Origin of the sequence: Cellulomonas sp. McL0617 (assembly GCF_049994875.1) — a bacterium.
In the GTDB taxonomy this organism is placed as follows: domain Bacteria; phylum Actinomycetota; class Actinomycetes; order Actinomycetales; family Cellulomonadaceae; genus Cellulomonas.
Window position 1 is genome coordinate 1,179,392 of sequence record NZ_CP188256.1, and the last position, 19,728, is coordinate 1,199,119.

General features: G+C 71.3%; 17 protein-coding genes. 12 read left to right on the top strand and 5 right to left on the bottom strand.

Annotated elements, in window-relative coordinates; translation table 11 throughout:
• Window position 1: 1 nt before the first annotated feature.
• Entirely contained in the window at window positions 2-973 is a 972-nt protein-coding gene (locus ACPPVS_RS05270) for a carbohydrate ABC transporter permease (RefSeq protein ID WP_426594982.1), read from the bottom strand.
• Window positions 974-976: 3 nt separating this feature from the next.
• On the bottom strand, window positions 977-2,287 hold the full coding sequence (locus ACPPVS_RS05275; RefSeq protein ID WP_426594983.1) for an ABC transporter substrate-binding protein: 1,311 nt from the start codon (window positions 2,285-2,287) through the stop codon (window positions 977-979).
• A 204-nt stretch (window positions 2,288-2,491) separates the two neighbouring features.
• Here ACPPVS_RS05275 and ACPPVS_RS05280 point away from each other — a divergent pair, with 204 nt between their 5' ends.
• Window positions 2,492-3,211, top strand: a complete 720-nt coding sequence (locus tag ACPPVS_RS05280) for a GntR family transcriptional regulator (protein WP_426594984.1) — start codon at window positions 2,492-2,494, stop codon at window positions 3,209-3,211.
• A gap of 73 nt (window positions 3,212-3,284) precedes the next feature.
• Here ACPPVS_RS05280 and ACPPVS_RS05285 read toward each other — a convergent pair whose 3' ends face one another.
• Window positions 3,285-4,133, bottom strand: coding sequence for an HAD family acid phosphatase (locus tag ACPPVS_RS05285; protein ID WP_426594985.1), 849 nt, complete (start codon window positions 4,131-4,133; stop codon window positions 3,285-3,287).
• A gap of 150 nt (window positions 4,134-4,283) precedes the next feature.
• On the opposite strand from ACPPVS_RS05285, the gene ACPPVS_RS05290 reads away from it, so the two are divergent.
• The 4 genes from ACPPVS_RS05290 (at window position 4,284) to ACPPVS_RS05305 (ending at window position 9,340) form a co-directional block, all read left to right on the top strand.
• Window positions 4,284-5,738 (top strand): amino acid permease, encoded by a 1,455-nt coding sequence (locus tag ACPPVS_RS05290; protein WP_426594986.1) that lies wholly within the window; start codon window positions 4,284-4,286, stop codon window positions 5,736-5,738.
• A 118-nt stretch (window positions 5,739-5,856) separates the two neighbouring features.
• Entirely contained in the window at window positions 5,857-6,975 is a 1,119-nt protein-coding gene (gene pdhA, locus ACPPVS_RS05295) for a pyruvate dehydrogenase (acetyl-transferring) E1 component subunit alpha (protein ID WP_426594987.1), read from the top strand.
• Window positions 6,975-7,982 carry an alpha-ketoacid dehydrogenase subunit beta gene (locus ACPPVS_RS05300; protein WP_426594988.1) on the top strand — a complete coding sequence of 336 codons (1,008 nt, stop codon included), beginning with the start codon at window positions 6,975-6,977 and terminating at the stop codon, window positions 7,980-7,982. Before pdhA ends, ACPPVS_RS05300 begins: the two co-directional genes overlap by 1 nt.
• Complete coding sequence (locus tag ACPPVS_RS05305) at window positions 7,979-9,340, top strand: dihydrolipoamide acetyltransferase family protein (RefSeq protein WP_426594989.1); 1,362 nt, start codon at window positions 7,979-7,981, stop codon at window positions 9,338-9,340. The genes ACPPVS_RS05300 and ACPPVS_RS05305 overlap by 4 nt, the downstream gene beginning before the upstream one ends.
• Before the next feature lie 4 nt (window positions 9,341-9,344).
• Here the strand turns inward: ACPPVS_RS05305 and ACPPVS_RS05310 are convergent, their stop codons facing one another.
• Window positions 9,345-9,935 (bottom strand): TetR/AcrR family transcriptional regulator, encoded by a 591-nt coding sequence (locus ACPPVS_RS05310; protein ID WP_426594990.1) that lies wholly within the window; start codon window positions 9,933-9,935, stop codon window positions 9,345-9,347.
• Window positions 9,936-10,037: 102 nt separating this feature from the next.
• Between ACPPVS_RS05310 and ACPPVS_RS05315 the strand changes: the two genes are divergently transcribed.
• The 6 genes from ACPPVS_RS05315 (at window position 10,038) to ACPPVS_RS05340 (ending at window position 17,591) form a co-directional block, all read left to right on the top strand.
• Window positions 10,038-11,636, top strand: a complete 1,599-nt coding sequence (locus tag ACPPVS_RS05315) for a carboxyl transferase domain-containing protein (RefSeq protein WP_426594991.1) — start codon at window positions 10,038-10,040, stop codon at window positions 11,634-11,636.
• Window positions 11,633-13,570 (top strand): biotin carboxylase N-terminal domain-containing protein, encoded by a 1,938-nt coding sequence (locus ACPPVS_RS05320; protein ID WP_426594992.1) that lies wholly within the window; start codon window positions 11,633-11,635, stop codon window positions 13,568-13,570. Before ACPPVS_RS05315 ends, ACPPVS_RS05320 begins: the two co-directional genes overlap by 4 nt.
• Window positions 13,567-14,748 carry an acyl-CoA dehydrogenase family protein gene (locus ACPPVS_RS05325; protein ID WP_426594993.1) on the top strand — a complete coding sequence of 394 codons (1,182 nt, stop codon included), beginning with the start codon at window positions 13,567-13,569 and terminating at the stop codon, window positions 14,746-14,748. Before ACPPVS_RS05320 ends, ACPPVS_RS05325 begins: the two co-directional genes overlap by 4 nt.
• Window positions 14,745-15,221, top strand: a complete 477-nt coding sequence (locus ACPPVS_RS05330) for a MaoC family dehydratase (RefSeq protein ID WP_426594994.1) — start codon at window positions 14,745-14,747, stop codon at window positions 15,219-15,221. The genes ACPPVS_RS05325 and ACPPVS_RS05330 overlap by 4 nt, the downstream gene beginning before the upstream one ends.
• An 11-nt stretch (window positions 15,222-15,232) precedes the next feature.
• Window positions 15,233-16,027, top strand: a complete 795-nt coding sequence (locus ACPPVS_RS05335) for an HpcH/HpaI aldolase/citrate lyase family protein (RefSeq protein ID WP_426595885.1) — start codon at window positions 15,233-15,235, stop codon at window positions 16,025-16,027.
• Between the two features lie 139 nt (window positions 16,028-16,166).
• Window positions 16,167-17,591: a glycoside hydrolase family 18 protein gene (locus tag ACPPVS_RS05340; RefSeq protein ID WP_426594995.1), complete on the top strand. Its 1,425-nt coding sequence runs from the start codon at window positions 16,167-16,169 to the stop codon at window positions 17,589-17,591.
• A gap of 110 nt (window positions 17,592-17,701) precedes the next feature.
• Here ACPPVS_RS05340 and ACPPVS_RS05345 read toward each other — a convergent pair whose 3' ends face one another.
• On the bottom strand, window positions 17,702-18,442 hold the full coding sequence (locus tag ACPPVS_RS05345) for a hypothetical protein (protein WP_426594996.1): 741 nt from the start codon (window positions 18,440-18,442) through the stop codon (window positions 17,702-17,704).
• A 195-nt stretch (window positions 18,443-18,637) separates the two neighbouring features.
• Between ACPPVS_RS05345 and ACPPVS_RS05350 the strand changes: the two genes are divergently transcribed.
• Entirely contained in the window at window positions 18,638-19,705 is a 1,068-nt protein-coding gene (locus ACPPVS_RS05350) for a hypothetical protein (RefSeq protein ID WP_426594997.1), read from the top strand.
• Window positions 19,706-19,728 lie beyond the last annotated feature (23 nt).

Consider the following 19,728-nt stretch of genomic DNA (forward strand, 5'->3'; position numbering starts at 1 on the left):
GTCAGTCCCTCTCCGCCACGCGGGTGATGATCAGCGCGATGACCAGGCACAGGGCCGCCATCGTCACGCCGATCGCCGCCGCGAGGCCTACCTGTGGGTTCTGGAATGCCGCCTTGTACAGGGCGACGGCCGGTGTGAGCGTCGACGTCCCTGGCCCCCCGTGGGTGGTGACCCAGACGAGGTCGAAGGTCCTCAGTGCCGCGGTGATGGTGAGCGTGAGGGCGATCGCGATCTGGCCGCGCAGGCCGGGCAGCGTCACCGCGAAGAACTCGCGGACGGGGCCGGCACCGTCGATCCGTGCGGCCTCGTACAGCTCCGGTGCGATCGCGGACGTGCCGGAGATGAACAGCACCATGCAGAAGCCGAACGTCACCCACGTCCCCACGAGCCCGAGGGCCGGGAGCGCCCAGGTGAAGTCCGCGAGCCAGACGCGGGTCAGCGAGTCCAGCCCGACGGCCCGCAGAACGGTGTTCAGCGGCCCGTCCGGCGCGTAGATCCGCTTGAAGACCAGCGCGACGACGACCGTCGTCATGACCTGCGGCAGGAAGAAGATCCACCGGTAGACGGCCATGCCGGGCTGCTTGGCCCGGGTCAGCAGCGCCGCCGAGAACAGACCGAGGGCGATCGGCAGGAGCGCGAAGAAGCAGATGAGCACGAGAACGTGCCCGAGCGTCGAGCGCAGGACCGGGTCGGTGATGAAGTGCACGTAGTTCTGGAAGCCGACCCAGGTCGCCGTGGAGACGCCGTCCCACTTGAAGAACGAGTACTGGATCGACTGCGCCAGGGGGACCAGGACGACGAACCCGTACGCGACGAGCGGGAGCGCCACGAAGGCGAGCCCGACCCACCGGTTCCGGCTCCGCACGGAGCGGCGCCGGGACCGGTGGACCTGGGACGAGCGCTCGTCCGACCGCTGCCCGGAGCGGGGCTCCGCGGCATCCTGTGCGGTCGTGCTGTGCGCTGACGTCGTCATGGATCAGCCCTGCTGCGCCAGGAACGCGTCCCGGTCGGTGTCCACGGCGGCCGTGAAGGCGTCCGGGGTCATCTTGCCGGCGTAGACGAGCTGGATGTTCTGGCTGAGGGTGTCGAGCATCGTCGGGCTGGACCAGTCGAAGTACGGCACGTAGCCGTCGTCGCTGTCGAGAGCCGCGGCTCCGGCCGACTCGCCGGTCAGGCTCAGCGAGGTGGCGGGGACCTTCACGTCCTTGGAGAGCGCGGGGACGAGTCCGAGGTCGGCCGCCTTCTGTGCCGAGGTCGGCGACATGAGGAAGTCGAGGAAGGCGGCGTCGACGTCCGGGTGCTTGCTCTTCGCCGAGACGACCAGCGCGCCCGGGGCCGCGCCCACGCCGACGGTCGAGCCGCCGTCCTGGGGCAGCTGGATGTAGCCGAAGTGCTTCTGCTGCTCGGCGTTCAGACCCAGCGAGCCGGTGTACTCCCAGCGGAACACGCCCTGGCCGCCGACGAAGTTCGAGACGGCGGTCTGGTAGTCGATGCCCTCGAACGAGTCGGGGTAGTAGCCCTCGTCGGCCCACTTCTTGACGGTCGTGATGGCGTCGGTCATCGCGACGTCGGTCGCCTTCACCGAGGCATCGCCGTAGGTGTAGTCGTTGAGCTTGGTCTTGTCGGCGAGCAACGCCTGGACGCCCAGGAGGGCCGTGGTCGAGCCGTCCATGCTGCCGTACTCGAAGGGCACCTCGCCGGCGGCCTTCGCCTTGGCGGCTGCCGTCTCGAGCTCGGCCAGGCTCGTGGGCGGGTCGATTCCCAGCGCCTTGAGCTTGTCGGCGTTGTAGTACAGGCCGATGAGGGACGCGCGGGCGACCGGCGTCGCGAACCACGACCCGTCACCCATGGTCGAGAAGTCGGTCGTGAACTTGTTCTGCCGCTGGATCGTCGTGGGCACGTTGGTGTCCCAGCCGTACGACTTCGCGTAGGAGTCCAGGTTGAGCACCAGACCGCCCTTGGCGAGCGTGCCGAGCGAGGCCCAGCCGTTGTTCGCCGTCGCGATGTCCGGGCCGGACGCATCCTGCAGCTGCAGGTTCAGCGTCGAGTTGAGCTGACCCCAGTCCTCCGACGTGCGGGCGACCGTGACGTTCGGGTACTTGGCCTCGAAGTCCTGGATGACCGCGTCGACCCAGTCGCCCTCGGCCGAGCCCCAGAAGTCGGTGAGCTTGATCGTGACGTCTCCTGCGGACGCGACGTCCGTCGAGACGTCGGTCGGTGCGTCTGCCGCGGTGCCCCCACTGCTGGGCGCGCACGCCCCCAGCGTCAGCGCGATGCCTGCAGCCACAACAACGGTCGCTGCGGCACGTACACGGTGAACCCTCATCATCACTCCGATGCGTTCTGGCCATCTCCGGGTGTGTCACCCGGCGGGGCATCCTCGCCCCGTCGACCGATGGGAGGACCGTAACAAGGAATGAACCAGTTAGTCCAGTCGTGATCCAGAACCAACCACTGGTGATCCAGTTAGTCAACTGGTACCGTTCCGGTCGTGACGACAACCAGGGCAGCCGAGCATGCCTACGAGCAGCTGGCGCATCACCTCCGAGTGGGTCGGTTCGCGGCCGGCGCACGCCTCCCGGGCGAGCGGGAGCTCTCCGAGGAGCTCGGCGTCAGCCGAGCGACCTTGAGGGCGGGCCTCGGCCGGCTCGAGTCCGAGGGGCAGGTGCACCGTTCCGCCCAGCGCGGCTGGTTCGTGCCGCGCCAGGTCATCGGGGAGCCCCCCAGCACGCTCCAGACCTTCAGCGAGATGGCCCACGCGCGCGGTCTGCGTCCCACCGCGCGGGTCCTGCGCCAGGAGGTGCGCCCGGCCACCATGGACGAGGCCGACAAGCTGCGCATCGCTCCGGCCTCACCGGTCATCCAGATCGACCGGCTGCGCGGGATGGACGGCACACCGGTGTGCTTCGACGTCGTCGTTCTGCCCGAGCATCGGGCGGCTGGGTTGCTTGAGGCCGACCTGACCGACGCGTCGCTCTACGACGAGCTGCGCTCGCGGTGCGGGATCGCCATCCACCGGTCCGCGTACACGCTGACGGCGGCGCTGGCCGACGCCGACCTGGCCCGGCTCCTCGAGACCACCGTCGGTGCGGCGGTGCTCGTCGGCGACGAGGTGGCGTACACGAGCGACGGCACCCCCGTGCTCATCGGCTTCAACAAGTACCGCGGCGACGCCTACCGGTTCGCCGCGGACCTGTACCGGCCGGTCTGACGACGGGCCGTGGGACCGCTCCGCTCGCTGCTGGCGGAGCGGTCCCACGTCATGCGCGTGACGCGCTACCGCCTCACGGCAGGTAGTAGTTCGGGTTCGGCATCTTGAAGGTCCGGTCCGCCGAGCCACCCTTGAGGTCGCTGTACTGGTCGCCGAAGTTCGCGACGATGTCGTAGCCCAGCGACTCGATGTGGGCACGGGTGGCGGACTTGTAGTGGATCGTCGTGCACTTGCCGCCCGGGTCGGCGGCGCAGGCCGCCTTGAGGTAGTCCGGGTAGGCGCTGACGTCGGGCTTGGTGAACAGACCGTCCTCGCCGTCGTTGAGCGCCGTGGGCGCCGGGTAGCCGGCGTCGACACCGATGCCGTCGGCGGTGAGGTTGCCCAGCGTCGCGGCCTCCTGGGAGGTCGGTCGGCCGGTCAGGTAGAAGACCGCGTAGCCCTCCTGCGCGGCCGCGGTGGCCATGGCCACCATGCCCGGGGTGGCGGGGAACAGCTGGCCGTTCACGTAGTCGGCGTTGGTGGTCGGGTTGTAGGCCCAGTTGCTGACCAGCTCGTAGTTCCACGTCGTCAGCGTGGTGTCGTCGACGTCGAGGACGATCGCCTTCGTCGCGTTGTCGCCCTTGGCCCAGTGGCCGTGGTCGTGCTGCTTGGCGGCGAGCCAGTGCGCGCCCGAGTCGGCCACCGCGGACGCCTCCTTGGCGTAGTTGCCCTGCGGGTCGAACACGCCGGTGCCCAGCGGGTCGCCGTAGTAGTTGCGGATCTGCTGGCGCAGCACGTCGATGTTGGTGACCTGGTCGGCCGAGTGCGGGGTGGACGTCGAGATGGCGGGCTGGGCGGTGACGGCGTAGGCGGTGCCGGCCGCGGCGAGGGTCGCGGCCACCGCGGTCGCGACGATCACCGAGCGTCGGGTGCGTGCTCGCATGTCACATCTCCTCCTGAGGGGGCAATTCGGACGACTGGACGGTAGTCCCACTTCGACGTGCGGCGCGCGCGGAGCGACCCGTCGCGCGCGACCCCCCAGGTTCCGCGACACTTTTTCCTGACCATCAGGGGCGAGTCGGGGGAGCTGGTCATGAGCCTGTTGCGCACCAAGTCCGTCGAGCAGTCGATGGCGGACTCCGAGGAGCCGGAGTTCAAGCTCAAGCGCTCGCTGAGCGCGCTCGACCTGATCGTGTTCGGCGTCGGCGTGGTGATCGGCGCGGGCATCTTCACGCTGACCGGTCGGGCGGCGCACCAGGTGGCGGGACCGGCCATCGTCCTGTCCTTCGTCTTCGCGGCGGTCTGCTGTGCGCTCGCGGCGATGTGCTACGCCGAGTTCGCCTCGACCGTCCCCGTCTCCGGGTCGGCCTACACGTTCAGCTACTCGAGCCTCGGTGAGATCTTCGCGTGGATCATCGGGTGGGACCTGATCCTCGAGATGTTCCTGGGCGCCAGCGTCGTCGCGCAGGGCTGGAGCGCGTACCTCGGGGTTCTGCTCGACAACCTCGGCGTCACCGTCCCCGAGTCGATCGGGTACGGCGGCGTCGTCGACCTGCCGGCCATCGCGCTCGTGGTCGTGCTCGGGGTGCTCATCACCATCGGGATCAAGGAGTCGTTGCGGGTCAACCTCGTGCTCGTCGCGCTCAAGCTGTTCGTGGTGCTCTTCGTGATCGTCGCCGGCATCCAGTTCATCTCCCGGGACAACTACCGTCCGTTCATCCCGCCGGCGCAGGCCACGGAGGCGACCACCGGGCTGACCCAGCCGCTCCTGCAGGCGATCGCCGGCGTCGAGCCTTCGACGTTCGGCTGGGGCGGGGTGGTCGCCGGCGCCGCGCTCGTGTTCTTCGCGTTCATCGGGTTCGACGTCGTCGCGACGACCGCCGAGGAGACCCGCAACCCGCAGCGCGACCTGCCGATCGGGATCATCGGCTCGCTGATCATCTGCACGATCCTCTACTGCGCCGTCTCGATCGTGGTGACCGGGATGGTCAGCTACGACAAGCTCGACCCCGAGGCGGCACTGGCGAACGCGTTCACCGCGCACGGCCAGGACTGGATGGCGACCGTGATCTCCGCGGGCGCGGTCGCGGGCCTGACCACCGTGGTGCTCACCCTGATGATCGGCGGCAGCCGGGTGATCTTCGCGATGAGCCGCGACCACTTGCTGCCCGTCGTGCTGGCCAAGGTGCACCCGACGTTCCGCACGCCCTGGGTGATCACGGTGGTCGTCACCGTCGTCGTGGCGCTCGTCGCGGGCCTGACGCCCGTCGGGGTGCTCGAGGAGATGGTCAACATCGGCACCCTCAGCGCGTTCGTGCTGGTCAGCCTGGGCGTGCTGGTGCTGCGCCGCAAGCGTCCCGATCTGCCGCGCTCGTTCCGGGTGCCCTGGGTGCCGGTCCTGCCGCTCGTGTCCGCGGCGGTGTGCCTGTACCTGATGCTCAACCTGTCCGTGGAGACGTGGCTGCGGTTCCTGATCTGGCTCGTCGTGGGGTTCGTCGTGTACTTCGGCTACTCCGTGCGCCGGTCGCGCCTGGCGCACTCGGGGTAAACGACACCCGCTCCAAGCATGGGCATGACGGCTCTCGTGGACTTACATTGGCGATACATCAGGCAATGGGGCCCAGCTTCACAAGAGCGACGGCTCCGCCACCCCAACGGAGCGAAACATGTTGCGTTCAGATGTGTCAGTCAGTCCTGCCCGGCCGACGAAACAGCCCCTGACCGGCGATCTCGTCCAGCTCGTGACGCCAGACGGCGTCCGTCGGGACGACCCCGTGTACGACCCGGTGGTCGCCGACGTCGACGACGAGCAGCTCACCAGCCTCTACGAGGACATGGTCGTCGCGCGCCGCTTCGACACCGAGGCCGTCGCGCTCCAGCGGCAGGGGCAGCTCGGGCTGTGGCCGCCGCTGCTGGGCCAGGAGGCCGCGCAGATCGGCTCGGCCCGGGCTCTGCGCGACGACGACTTCGTCTTCACCAGCTATCGCGAGAACGGTGTGGCGTACTGCCGCGGCGCGCAGCCCCGTGACCTCGTGCGCGTCTGGCGCGGAACCGCGCTGTCCGGATGGGACCCGCGCAGCATCGGCATGGCGACGCCGCAGGTGATGATCGGCTCGCAGGTCCTGCACGCCACCGGGTACGCGCTCGGCTGCGCCAAGGACGGGGTGGACTCGGTGGCGGTCGCGTACTTCGGCGACGGCGCCACGAGCAAGGGCGACGTGCACGAGGCGATGGTGTTCGCCGCGAGCTTCCGGGCGCCGGTCGTCTTCTTCTGCCAGAACAACCAGTGGGCGATCTCCGAGCCCGTGGACCTGCAGGCGCAGCGGCCGATCGCCGAGCGCGCGGGGGGCTACGGCATCCCCAGCATCCGGGTGGACGGCAACGACGTCCTCGCCGTCCTCGCCGCGACGCGCGTCGCCCTGGACCGGGCACGACGCGGCGACGGCCCCACCTTCATCGAGGCGGTCACCTACCGGATGGGTCCGCACACCACGTCCGACGACCCGACCCGCTACGTCGAGCCGTCGCAGAAGACGGCGTGGGCGGCGAAGGACCCGATCGCCCGGCTCGAGCGCCTCCTGCGGCTGCCCGAGGAGCGCACCGCAGCGATCACTCGGACGGCCGACGCGTTCGCGTCCGCGATGCGCGAGGCCTGCTACGGCCTGCCCGACCCGGAGCCGCTGAGCGTGTTCGACCACGTCTACGTCGAACCGACCGCACCGCTGGAACGGCAACGCAGCCAGTACGCCGCCTACCTGGCGATGTTCGAGGGGGGCGACGCCTGATGGCCACCATGACGATGGCCGCGGCGCTCACCTCGGGCCTGCGGCACGCGCTCGACGACGACCCGACCGTGGTGCTGCTGGGCGAGGACATCGGCCGGCTCGGGGGAGTGTTCCGGGTGACCGACGGGCTGCAGCGCGACTTCGGCGCCGACCGCGTGATGGACGCACCGCTGGCCGAGTCCGGGATGATGGGCGTCGCCGTCGGCCTCGCGTACCGGGGGTACCGCCCGGTGGTCGAGATCCAGTTCGACGGCTTCGTGTTCCCCGCCGTCGACCAGCTGGTCACGCAGGTGGCGCGCATCCACTACCGCACCGGCGGCGCGGTCCGGATGCCCATCACGGTGCGCATCCCGTACGGCGGCGGCATCGGCGCGGTCGAGCACCACTCCGAGTCGCCCGAGGCCTACTTCGCGCACACCCCGGGTCTGCGCGTGGTCACGTGCGCCGGTCCGCAGGACGCGCACACGATGATCCGGCAGGCGATCGCGTGCGACGACCCCGTCGTCTTCTTCGAGCCGAAGCGGCGCTACTGGGTCAAGGGCGAGGTCGAGGAGACCGTGCACGACGCTCTGCCGCTGGACCGCGCGCGGGTGGTGGTCGAGGGTTCCGACGCCACGGTCGTCGCCTACGGCCCGCTCGTCGTGACCGCCCGGGACGCCGCGCTCGCGGCGCGGGACGACGGGCTGTCGATCGAGGTGGTCGACCTGCGTTCGCTGTCGCCGCTCGACCTCGACACCGTCGAGGCGTCCGTGCGCAAGACCGGTCGGCTGGTGGTCGCGCACGAGGCCCAGCGCAGCGGCGGTCTCGGTGCGGAGATCGTCGCGGGGGTCGTCGACCGCTGCTTCGACGCGCTCCGGGCGGCCCCCGAGCGGGTGACCGGGTTCGACACGCCGTACCCGGCGGCGAAGGTGGAGGAGCACTTCCTGCCGGACCTCGACCGCATCCTCGATGCCGTCGACCGCGTCCTGGGCAGAGCGAGCTCCCTGACAGGGTGGAGGGCGTCATGAGCACCACGGTCCGGACGATCACGCTGCCCGACCTGGGCGAGGGCCTCACGGAGTCGGAGCTGGTCGAGTGGACGGTCGCCGTCGGCGACACCGTCGAGCTCAACCAGGTGGTGGCCGAGGTGGAGACGGCGAAGGCGCTGGTCCAGCTGCCGTCGCCCTACGCCGGGGTCGTGGCGGAGCTGCTGGTCGCGCCCGGAGCGACCGTTCCCGTCGGCGCGCCGCTCCTGACGATCGCCGTCGAGGTCCCCGCCGTGGTCGACGACCCGCACCCGCCGGCGGCGCCCGAGCGGGTGTCCGTGCTGGTCGGGTACGGGCCGCTGGTCGAGGGGTCGACGAGGCCGACGCGTCGGTCCCGGTCGGCGGGCTGGTCGGCCGGCCACCCGGTCGCCGAACCCGCACCGCGAGGCCCGGGCGTCCCCCGGGGCACGCTCAATCCGCTGGTCCGCAAGCTCGCGCACGACCTGGGCGTCGACCTCGACTGGGTGGAGGGGACCGGCACGGACGGCGCGATCACCCGCGAGGACGTGCTCCGGATCGTGTCGGGCAACGGCCCGGCGCTCAGCGCGCACCGGCCCAGGCCGCACACCCCGGCCCCGGCCCGGACCCCGGCCCCGAAGGCGGAGCCCGCTCCGCCCCGCGCCGAGCCGGACAGCACGGCGCGGGAGGTCCGCATCCCCGTCGCGGGCGTCCGCAAGCAGACCGCCGCGGCCATGGTGGCCAGCGCGTTCACGGCTCCGCACGCGTCGACCTCGCTCACGGTCGACGTCACCCCGGCCATCGAGCTGCTCGAGGCGTTCCGCGCCGACCGCTCGCTCGCGGGTCACCGGATCACCGTGCTGACGCTGGTGGCCAAGGCGGTGACGATCGCGCTGCACCGCAACCCCACGCTCAACGCGCACTGGGACGAGAGCGCCGGCGAGATCGTCCAGTACGGCTACGTGGACCTCGGCATCGCGGCGGCGACCCCGCGCGGGCTGCTGGTGCCGAGCATCAAGGACGCCGACCGGCTCCGGCTGCCGGAGCTGGCCGACGCGATCGCCGCCCTGACCGAGGCCGCGCGGGCGGGCACCACGACGCCGGCCGACCTGACCGGAGGCACGATCACGATCACCAACATCGGGGTGCTCGGCGTGGACACCGGCACGCCGATCCTGGTGCCCGGCCAGGCGGCGATCCTCGCGATGGGCGCGATCCGTCGGCAGCCGTGGGAGTTCCAGGACCAGATCGCCCTGCGGCACGTCATGACGCTGAGCGTCTCCTTCGACCACCGCCTCGTCGATGGCGCCGAGGCGGCCCACTTCCTCACCGACGTCGGCGGGGTCCTGGCGCGCCCGGGATCGGTGCTGAGCCTGGTGTAGGGGTTCAGTGGCCGAGCGCGGCCAGCGCCATCTGCGCCAGCAGCGTGCGGGTTCGGGTCAGGGTGACCGACCGCGCGCTGTGCGGCGTCGAGTTGAGCAGCCCGAACGTCGCCTGCGCGCGCAGGCGACGTTCGGCGCGCTCGGTCGAGGGGCTCAGCCGGCCGAGCACGTCGACCCACAGGTCGACGTAGCGGCGCTGCAGGTCACGGACCGACTCGCGGTCGTGTGCGGTGAGCGCGGCCAGGTCGCGGTCCTGCACGCGGATGACGTCGGGGTCGCGCAGGGCGAAGTCGACGTGGAACCGGACCAGCGCGCGCAGGGCGGCTGGGTCGTCGTCGGCGGCCGCGACCACGGCGCGACCGCCCACGAGCAGACCCTCGCTGACCCCGACGAGGAGGGCGGCGAGCACGGCCTGCTTGCCGGCGAAGTGCCGGTACACGGCGGGTCCGCTGATCCCGACCGACGAGCCGAGGTCCTCGATGGACACGCCGTCGAAGCCCCGCGCGGCGAACAGGTGGGCGGCCGACGACAGCAGCGCGGCTCGCCGTTCGGCCTTGGCGCGGCCGCGGGCGGTCGGGGCGGCATCCAGCGTCACGGCACTCCTTCCGTGGACAACGGTCTGCCCGAACTGTAGCCTGATTTCAGTTAGCGACCCCTAACTCAAGTGTGCTCCAGCCACCCCTTGGAGACAGCGTCGATGGAGATGCTCGCCACCGCGGCCGACCCGACGGCCGACGCCTACCGCGCGAACGACGCGGCCCAGCGCGCCCTCGTCACGGAGCTGGACGCGAGGCTCCGCACGGTGGCCGAAGGCGGCCCGCAGAAGTCGCGGGATCGGCACGTGGCCCGCGGCAAGCTGCTGCCCCGTGAGCGGATCGACGTGCTCCTCGACGACGGCAGCCCTTTTCTCGAGGTGGCGCCGCTGGCCGCCGACGGGCTCTACGACGGCGAGGCGCCGGGCGCCGGGGTGATCGCCGGGATCGGGCTCGTGCACGGCCGGCACGTCATGGTGCTGTCCAACGACGCGACCGTGAAGGGTGGCACCTACTACCCGCTGACGGTGAAGAAGCACCTGCGGGCGCAGGAGATCGCGCTCGAGAACCGGCTGCCGTGCCTGTACCTCGTCGACTCCGGGGGCGCCTACCTGCCCAAGCAGGACGAGGTGTTCCCCGACCGGGACCACTTCGGTCGCATCTTCTTCAACCAGGCGCGGATGTCCGCGCAGGGGATCCCGCAGGTCGCGTGCGTGATGGGCTCCTGCACGGCCGGCGGCGCGTACGTCCCCGCGATGAGCGACGAGACCGTGATCGTGCGCGGCCAGGGGACGATCTTCCTGGGCGGGCCGCCGCTGGTGAAGGCGGCGACCGGCGAGGTGGTGAGCGCGGAGGACCTCGGCGGCGGCGAGCTGCACGCGCGCAGGTCGGGCGTCGTGGACCACCTGGCCGAGAACGATGCGCACGCGCTGCAGATCGTGCGGGACATCGTCGCCACCCTGCCCGTCTCGCGCCACCAGGCCTGGGACGTCACGGAGAGCCGACCGCCCGCCGTGGACGAGGGCCAGCTGTACGGCGTCGTCCCGACCGACCTGCTCACCCCGTACGACGTACGCGAGGTCATCGCGCGACTGGTCGACGCCAGCGAGCTGCACGAGTTCAAGCGCGAGTACGGCACGACGCTGGTGACCGGTTTCGCGCGCCTGCACGGGCACCCCGTGGGCGTCGTCGCGAACAACGGCGTGCTGTTCAGCGAGTCGGCGCTCAAGGGTGCGCACTTCGTCGAGCTGTGCGACCAGCGCGGCATCCCGCTCGTGTTCCTGCAGAACATCAACGGCTTCATGGTCGGCCGGGACTACGAGGCCGGCGGCATCGCGAAGCATGGCGCCAAGATGGTGACGGCCGTCGCGACCACCCGCGTGCCCAAGCTGACGGTCGTCATCGGCGGCTCGTTCGGGGCGGGCAACTACTCGATGTGCGGGCGCGCCTACGACCCGCGGTTCTTGTGGATGTGGCCCGCCAGCCGGATCTCGGTGATGGGCGGGCCGCAGGCGGCGTCCGTGCTGGCGACGGTCCGCCGCGACCAGCTGGGCGATGACTGGAGCCTCGAGGATGAGGAGGACTTCAAGGCGCCCCTGCGCGAGCAGTACGAGACCCAGGGCAGCCCGTACTACGCCACCGCACGGCTGTGGGACGACGGGATCATCGACCCCGCCGACACCCGGCGGCTGCTCGGCATGGCCCTCGACGTCTGTGCGGCGGTGCCGCTGGGCGAGCCGCGCCTCGGCCTGTTCCGGATGTGACCGCCGTGTTCCGGACCGTTCTCGTGGCCAACCGCGGAGAGATCGCCTGCCGCGTGATCGCGACGCTGCACCGCATGGGGATACGGGCTGTGGCGGTGTACACGCCGGAGGATCGCGACGCGCTGCACGTCGCGCGCGCCGACGAGGCGGTGCGGATCGGGAGCTACCTGTCGATCGGTGACGTGGTGCAGGCGGCCGCGGCGACCGGTGCGGAGGCGATCCACCCCGGCTACGGCTTCCTCTCCGAGAACGCCGACCTGGCGCGGGCGTGCGAGGACGCCGGGTTCGTCTTCGTCGGGCCCGGCGTCAAGGCCCTGGAGGTCATGGCCGACAAGATCCGCGCCAAGGAGCACGTGTCGGCGGCGGGCGTGCCGGTGATCCCCGGGGCGGCGCTGACCGGGACCGGCGACGACGACGCCGCCGACCGCGTCGGGTACCCGTTGCTGGTGAAGCCGTCGGCGGGCGGGGGCGGCAAGGGCATGACCGTCGTCGTCGACCGGGCGGACCTGCCCGCCGCGCTCGCGGGCTCCCGGCGCGTGGCCGCCGCGGCGTTCGGCGACGACACGCTCCTGGTCGAACGCCTCGTGAGCACCCCGCGGCACATCGAGGTGCAGCTGCTGGCCGACGGCTTCGAGCACGTCATCCACCTCGGCGAGCGCGAGTGCTCCCTGCAGCGCCGGCACCAGAAGGTCGTCGAGGAGGCGCCGTCGCCGCTGCTGTCGGCCGCGACGCGAGACCGGATCGGCTTGGCGGCGTGCGAGGTGGCGCGCAGCGTCGGCTACGTCGGCGCGGGGACCGTCGAGTTCCTGGTGTCCGACGAGGCGCCGACGGAGTTCTTCTTCATGGAGATGAACACCCGGCTGCAGGTGGAGCACCCCGTCACCGAGCTGGTCACGGGCCTCGACCTGGTCGAGTGGCAGCTGCGGATCGCCGCGGGCGAGCACCTGACGGTCGCGAAGGAGGACGTGGTGCTGACGGGCCACGCGGTCGAGGCGCGCGTCTACGCCGAGGACCCGGCTCGAGGATTCCTTCCGTCGGCCGGGCGCGTGCTCGCGCTCGACGAACCCTCGGGCGAGGGGGTCCGGGTCGACAGCTCGCTGGTCGAGGGCCTGACGGTCGGGTCCACCTACGACCCGATGCTCGCCAAGGTGGTCGCGTGGGCGCCGACGCGCGACGGGGCGATCGCGCGGCTGGACGCTGCGCTGGCCCGGACCACCGTGCTCGGCGTGCGGACCAACATCGAGTTCCTCCGGAGCGTGCTGGCCGACGGCGACGTCCGAGCCGGTCGGCTCGACACGGGCCTGCTCGGTCGCCTCATCCCGCGGCTGGCGCCGCGCACGCCGCCGGTCGAGGCCTACGCCGCGGCCGTGCTGACGCAGGTCGCCGGAACGACCGCGGACGCCTGGCGCCGCGACGGCTGGCGGCTGGGTGACCCGCGCCCGGCGCGGTACGACGTCGACGGCGTCGAGGTCGACGTGCTCGGCACGACGGTGACCGTCGCCGGACACCCGCCCGTGACCGCCGGGCCCGGGGGATCGGTCGAGGTCGACGGCGTGGTGCACCGGCCGCGCGTCGCGTCCGACGGACCCGTCACGTGGGTGGGTGAGGGCGGGTCGGCGTTCGAGCTCCGCGTCCGCAGCCGCCTCGAGCGGATGGTCGCCGAGCTCGCCGACCGCACCCGCGACGCGCGCCCGGTCGACCCGCAGGTCCGGTCGCCCATGCCCGGCACCGTCGTCTCGATCGACGTCGCCACCGGAGAGACCGTCGTCGCCGGCCAGGTCCTGCTGACCATCGAGGCCATGAAGATGGAGCACCGGATCGCCGCGCCCTGCGACGGCGTCGTCACGCTCTCGGTCCGACCGACCGAGCAGGTGGCCCTCGACCGCGTGGTCGCCACCATCACGGGCACGCCCCCACGAAGGGATCCGCAATGAGCTACGGACTGACCCCCGAGCAGCAGCACCTGAGCGACGAGGTGCGCGACTTCGCCGACACGGTCGTCGCCCCCGCCGCCTACACGTACGACACGCTGCGCGAGCTGCCCTACGAGATCATCGGCCAGATGGGGGAGATGGGGCTGTTCGGCCTGCCCTTCCCGGAGCAGTACGGCGGCCGCGGCCGGACCTACGTCGACCTCTGCCTCGCGGTGGAGCAGCTGGCCCGCGTCGACCAGTCCATCGCGGTCACGCTCGAGGCGGGCGTCGGCCTCGGGGCGATGCCGGTGTTCCGCGACGGGACGGAGGCCCAGAAGCAGGAGTGGCTGCCGATGCTCACGCAGGGCCGCGCGCTGGCGGCCTTCGGGCTGACGGAGGCCGAGGCGGGCTCGGACGCGGCCGGCACCCGGACCACGGCGGTTCTCGACGACGGCCAGTGGGTCATCAACGGCACCAAGCAGTTCATCACCAACTCGGGCACCAGGATCACGCGGTTGGTGACGATCACGGCGGTGACCGGCGAGAGCGTCCGGCCGGACGGCTCGGCGAAGAAGGAGCTGACGGCGATCCTGGTGCCCAGCGGGACGCCCGGCTTCACGGTCCTGCCGCCCTACGACAAGGTCGGCTGGCACACGTCGGACACCCACCCGCTGCGCTTCGAGGACGTGCGCGTACCGGCGGAGAACCTGCTGGGTGAGCGCGGCCGCGGCTTCGCCTCGTTCATCCGGACCCTCGACGAGGGTCGCGTCGCGTTCGCCGCGCTGTGCACCGGTGCGGCGCAGGGCTGCCTCGAGGAGGCCACGCGCTACGCCAAGAAGCGCAACGTGTTCGGCCACCCCATCGCGGAGTTCCAGCACATCGCGTTCACGATCGCCCGGATGGAGGCCCGCGTGCACTCCGCGCGCCTGGCCTGGTACGACGCCGCAAGCCGGCTGGTCGCGGGTCGGCCGTTCAAGCTCGAGGCCAGCCTGGCCAAGCTGATCGGCAGCGAGGCTGCGATGGACAACGCGCGCGACGCGGCGCAGATCTTCGGCGGCAACGGCGTCCTGAACCAGAACCCGGTGGCCCGCCACTACCGCGACTCGAAGATCCTCGAGATCGGGGAGGGGACGACGGAGGTCCAGCTCATGGTGATCGCGCGCGAGCTGGGGCTGGCCGGGGCGGGCGCTCCGCGATGACGCGGGAGGTCGAGCAGCGGGGCCTCTACTACGAGGAGCTCGAGCTGGGCACCCGGTACCTGCACCGGCCCGGGCGCACCCTGACCGAGGCGGACAACGTCCTGTTCAGCACGTTGACCATGAACGGCCAGCCGCTGCACCTCGACGCCGCCTGGTCCGCCGGACAGCCGTTCGGGCAGCGGCTGGTGAACTCGATGATGACCCTGGCCGTCCTGGTCGGCAGCTCGGTCGGGCAGCTGACGCAGGGCACGATCGTGGCCAACCTCGGCCTCACCGACGTGCGCTTCGGGCACCCGCTGTTCCACGGTGACACGCTCTACGCGTCCACGGTCGTGCTGGACAAGCGGCTCTCACGGTCGCGGCCGGGGCAGGGCGTGGTGACGCTCGAGCACACGGGCCGGAACCAGGACGAGGTCGTCGTCGCGACGGCGACCCGGACCGTCCTGTTCTGGTGCCGGGACGCCGCGCCGTGACCGGCTTCGCGATGGCGCCGGCGCTGCTCTTCTGCCCCGCCGACCGGCCCGATCGCTACGCCAAGGCCGCGGCCCGGGCGGACGCCGTGATCCTCGACCTGGAGGATGCGGTCAACCCCGACGCCAAGGAGGCTGCGCGCGCGGCGCTCTGCACCACGCTGCTGGACCCGGCGCGCACGATCGTCCGGATCAACCCTGCGGGCACCGACGACCTCTGCGCCGACCTGCAGGCGCTCATGGCGACGCCGTACCGGACCGTGATGCTGGCCAAGACCTCGTCGGCCGACGACGTCCGGCCGCTGGCCCGCTACGACGTCGTGGCCCTCGTCGAGACCGCGGCCGGGGTGGTCGACGTCGCGTCGATCGCCGCCGAACCGAACGTCGTCGGCCTGATGTGGGGAGCCGAGGACCTCGTCGCGTCGCTCGGCGGCATCTCGAGCCGGGGACCGTCGGGGGCGTACCGAGCGGTCGCCTCGCACGCCCGGTCCGCGGTCCTGCTCGCGGCGCGCGCGTACGGCAAGGCGGCCGTCGACGCGGTGCACCTGGACATTGGCGACGTCGACGGTCTAGCGGCCGAGGCGCTCGACGCCGCGGCCAGCGGATTCACCGCCACGGCGTGCATCCATCCGTCGCAGGTCGACGTGGTCCGCGCCGCGTACGCGCCGCAGCCGGCCGAGGTCGCGTGGGCCCGCGGGGTGCTCGCCGCGGCCGTGGGCGAGCACGGCGCGTTCCGCCTGGACGGGCGGCTGGTCGACGGTCCGGTGCTCAAGCACGCGGAGGAGGTGCTGCGGCGCGCGGGGTCCTGAGCGTTCGGCGCATCGGGTGTCGGACGAACCGGACTCTTGACGCGGATCGGACATCGGGCCATAGGGTGGGGGTATTCCTATTTGGTAGGAGTACTTACAAATCCACGGTCCGACTTCCACAGTGTCAGGGAGAGCCCCCATGCGTCGTTCCCGCCGGTTGTCCGTGTCTGCCGCCCTCGCGCTCGGCGCGAGCGCGGTGCTCCTCGCGCCCCTGCCCGCGCAGGCCGCAGCGCCGTCTCCGGACGCGCCCAGCAAGGTGGTGTCGGCCTACTTCGCCGACTGGGACGTCTACGGCCGCGGCTATGACGTCAAGGACATCCCGGCCACCCAGCTGAACGTCATCCAGTACGCGTTCGGCGTCCCCACGTACGACCCGACCACCGGCACCGCGAGCTGCGGGATCCTCGATCCGTGGGCCGACTACCAGCAGGTCTACTGGACGGGCGACAACACCGTCGACGGCGTCGCGGACGACCCGAACAACCTGGACCAGCACCTGTTCGGCAACTTCAACCAGCTGCAGAAGCTGAAGGCCGCGAACCCGGGTCTCAAGGTCGAGATCTCCCTCGGCGGCTGGACCAAGTCGACGTGGTTCTCCACCCTGGCGTCCACCCCGCAGCTGCGGCAGTCGTTCGTCGCGTCGTGCATCGACACGTTCATCAAGGGCAACCTGCCCGGCGGCGGCTGGCCCGCGGGCGCCGGTGGTGCGGGAGCGGCGGCCGGCCTGTTCGACGGCATCGACCTCGACTGGGAGTACCCGACCCAGGTGGCCGGCGGGAACAACGACGTCGGTCCCGCCGACCGGCACAACGCCACGCTGCTGGCCGCCGAGTTCCGCAAGCAGCTCGACGCGTACGGCACCACGACCGGCAAGCACTATCTGCTCACCGCGGCGCTCCCGGCGGCCACCAGCTCGACCAAGTACTACGAGCTGAAGGACTTCTCGAAGTACCTCGACTGGGACAACGTGATGACGTACGACTTCAACGTGGCCAGCGGCCCGAAGGCGTCGCCCAACACCCTGTTCACGTACGACCCGCGCGACCCCAACGCCTCCAACATGACCTGGAACACGACCGGCACCGTCGCCTACTACCTGCTCAACGGCGTGCCGGCCAGCAAGATCGTCGTCGGGGTGCCGTTCTACGGCCAGCAATACCTGCGCACCGGTTCGGCCAACCACGGCCTGTACACGGCCTTCGACAACACCGGTCTGGACCCGAACGCGCTCGACGCCGACCTCGCGCCTCAGCCGACCTATCACGCACTGGTCGACCAGGGCGGCTACGTCGATGCGGCGGGCGTCACCGGCGGTGCCGGATACACGGTCAACTGGGACCTCTTGGCGGGCGAGCCGTACCTGTCCAACCCGGCCGCGCCCCACAACCTCACGACCGGGGCGGCCACCGTCCCGACCGTGATCGCCTTCTCCAGCCCGCGGTCGATCGGTGAGCGCACCAAGCTCATCAAGGCCCTGCACCTGCGCGGTGCGATGGCCTGGGAGATCAGCCAGGACTCCGACAGCCACACGCTGATCGGCGCCCTGGCGCCGGTGCTGCAGTAGGCCGGGGGCGGAGCGGCGACCTGCTTGTGCGGTCGCCGCTCCGCACTCCCGTGCTCGGCCCGGCCGCCACGGGGCGCTCCGAGGCGCCGAGCGCCCATCGTGCGCCGCCGTCAGTCCATGCGAGCCAGGTCGCTGTTCGTGATCCAGCCGACGACCGTTCCGTCCGCCTTGCCGTTCTCGGTCACGAACAGGTCCTTCGCGCCGACGACGGATCGGAGCGCCGTGCGGGCGTCGGCGATCGTGGCCGTCGGCAGCACCGTCCCGAACGAGGTGACGGCGGTGTTCAGGTCGGGCGACTGCGCGCACAGCGCCTGCATGGTGTCCACGGTGGCGAGCGCGGCGGCCGTCACGCCCTTGACCTGGGCGTACTTGTCGATGTCCGGCTCGTGCACCACGAACAGCGCCTTCTTGTCCGCCGAGAAGATGGGGACCCTGCTCATCCCGGCCGACTTCATCCCGTCGAACAGGCCCTTGAGCTCGAGCGCTTGCGCCGCGGTGACGTCCGCGACGGACTGCTGCGGGCGGATCTGGTCGACGCGGATCATCACCTTGGCCACGCGCGTCTCGTCCGTGAGGCCCTGACCGGCCCGGATGGCAGTGAGCGTCGTCTCGGCGGCCGCCTGGAGGTTGTCGCGGGAGAAGTAGAAAGCGAGCACCGCGCCCACCCAGGTGCCGATCAGCGGGAGCACCGAGGAGAAGATGAGCCGCGCCATCTCGGCCCGGTCCTTGGCCGCCGCGGAGGTCAGCGCGACGGCCGAGATGGCGACGATCCCCACGATGCCGGCGCCGACGATGGTCAGCGCGATCCAGGTGCGGGCCTTGTTGGTGTCCTTGGTGCCCGTCTTTGCCACCGGTGGTCCCCTCGCGGTGCGGATCGTCCCGCCTAGACGCTACCGAGGCGCACAGGTGGCGTACAGGTCGAGCATGAGATCTCCTCCCGGACCGGCGCCTCGATGTATCGGACGCCGGACTCGCGGCTCCTCACCTCGACAGGAGCTGCAGCCTGGACGACCGGCCGCGGTTCACGTGACTCGGGAGCGTGCGGGATGTCGAATCCGACAGGGACACCGGTCAGCGCGAAGAACCCGACCGCAGCCCAGGCTGCGGCGGACGGCCGGACGAGAAGCAGGGGTCGTGCCGTCGCGGCGCCGCCGCGACCGCAGCCGCAGCAGCAGCCGGCGGAGCCGTTCCGGGGGATCGCCTCGTGGCAGGCCAAGCCGGAGATGCGACGACGAGAGCTGGTGTGCCGCATCGAGGAGCTGGCCGGCGGGATCCCCGACGACGCCGCGCACATGCTCCGGAGGAATCTTGACGACGTCGACCGCCTGCTGATCGGGAGCGGCAGCTACTCGGGCAGGGGGCCCGAGCGGGCACAGGGTCCGCGCGAGTGGTTCACGGGCGCCCGGATCGAGGCCGTCTGGCAGACGCTGCACGGGGTCGACCGGGCGCTGGTGATGTACCGGTCGCGCCAGGACCTCGAGGGGAGCCTCGACGGGATCATCGCCGAGGCGGAGCAGTACCTGCCCAAGGACAACCGGCTGCTCGTCCAGGCGGTGGGGTGGTCGCGGACTCCGCCCAAGGACCTCGATCAGCTCCGCGGCGGCATGCGGGACCTGCTCGGACAGTCCCACGAAGCGTCCGACGCGTTCTACGAGGCCGCACGGCGGCTCCGCAACGGGATGCTCGGGATCACGGCCTGGACGGTCGCGGCGATCGTCGCGCTGGTGGTCCTGCAGTCGATGGTGTCGACCATCGCGCTCGTGCCGGCGCCGGACGGGTTCACCGGTGCGCCGTGGGTCCTGCTCTCGTTCGTCATGCTCGCCGGGGCGCTCGGCGCGTTCGTCACCGCGGTCCCGACGACGATCCGTGCCCGATCCGGTGGGCTCCCGTACCGCCTGCCGATCCAGCAGCGGCTGCTGAAGCTGGCGATCGGTCCGCTGCTCGCGGTCGTCGGGGTGATGCTCGTGGCGGGCGGTCTCGTCGCGACGATGAAGACGGGCGGCCTGGCACAGCTGCTCGCCCTGGCGGTGGTCTTCGGCTCCGCCCAGCAGGCGATCACGACCTTCGCGGACAAGAGCGCGGGCGCGCTCCTGGAGTCGAAGGACGCGACGTAGCCGACGCGACGCCGTGAACGGTC

Coding starts and splice junctions, on each gene's coding strand:
- ACPPVS_RS05285 (WP_426594985.1), bottom strand. CDS start 4,133: ATGCGAGCACGCACCCGACGCTCGGTGATCGTCGCGACCGCGGTGGCC.
- ACPPVS_RS05290 (WP_426594986.1), top strand. CDS start 4,284: ATGAGCCTGTTGCGCACCAAGTCCGTCGAGCAGTCGATGGCGGACTCC.
- pdhA (WP_426594987.1), top strand. CDS start 5,857: ATGTTGCGTTCAGATGTGTCAGTCAGTCCTGCCCGGCCGACGAAACAG.
- ACPPVS_RS05300 (WP_426594988.1), top strand. CDS start 6,975: ATGGCCACCATGACGATGGCCGCGGCGCTCACCTCGGGCCTGCGGCAC.
- ACPPVS_RS05270 (WP_426594982.1), bottom strand. CDS start 973: ATGACGACGTCAGCGCACAGCACGACCGCACAGGATGCCGCGGAGCCC.
- ACPPVS_RS05305 (WP_426594989.1), top strand. CDS start 7,979: ATGAGCACCACGGTCCGGACGATCACGCTGCCCGACCTGGGCGAGGGC.
- ACPPVS_RS05325 (WP_426594993.1), top strand. CDS start 13,567: ATGAGCTACGGACTGACCCCCGAGCAGCAGCACCTGAGCGACGAGGTG.
- ACPPVS_RS05335 (WP_426595885.1), top strand. CDS start 15,233: ATGGCGCCGGCGCTGCTCTTCTGCCCCGCCGACCGGCCCGATCGCTAC.
- ACPPVS_RS05350 (WP_426594997.1), top strand. CDS start 18,638: ATGTCGAATCCGACAGGGACACCGGTCAGCGCGAAGAACCCGACCGCA.
- ACPPVS_RS05340 (WP_426594995.1), top strand. CDS start 16,167: ATGCGTCGTTCCCGCCGGTTGTCCGTGTCTGCCGCCCTCGCGCTCGGC.
- ACPPVS_RS05315 (WP_426594991.1), top strand. CDS start 10,038: ATGGAGATGCTCGCCACCGCGGCCGACCCGACGGCCGACGCCTACCGC.
- ACPPVS_RS05330 (WP_426594994.1), top strand. CDS start 14,745: ATGACGCGGGAGGTCGAGCAGCGGGGCCTCTACTACGAGGAGCTCGAG.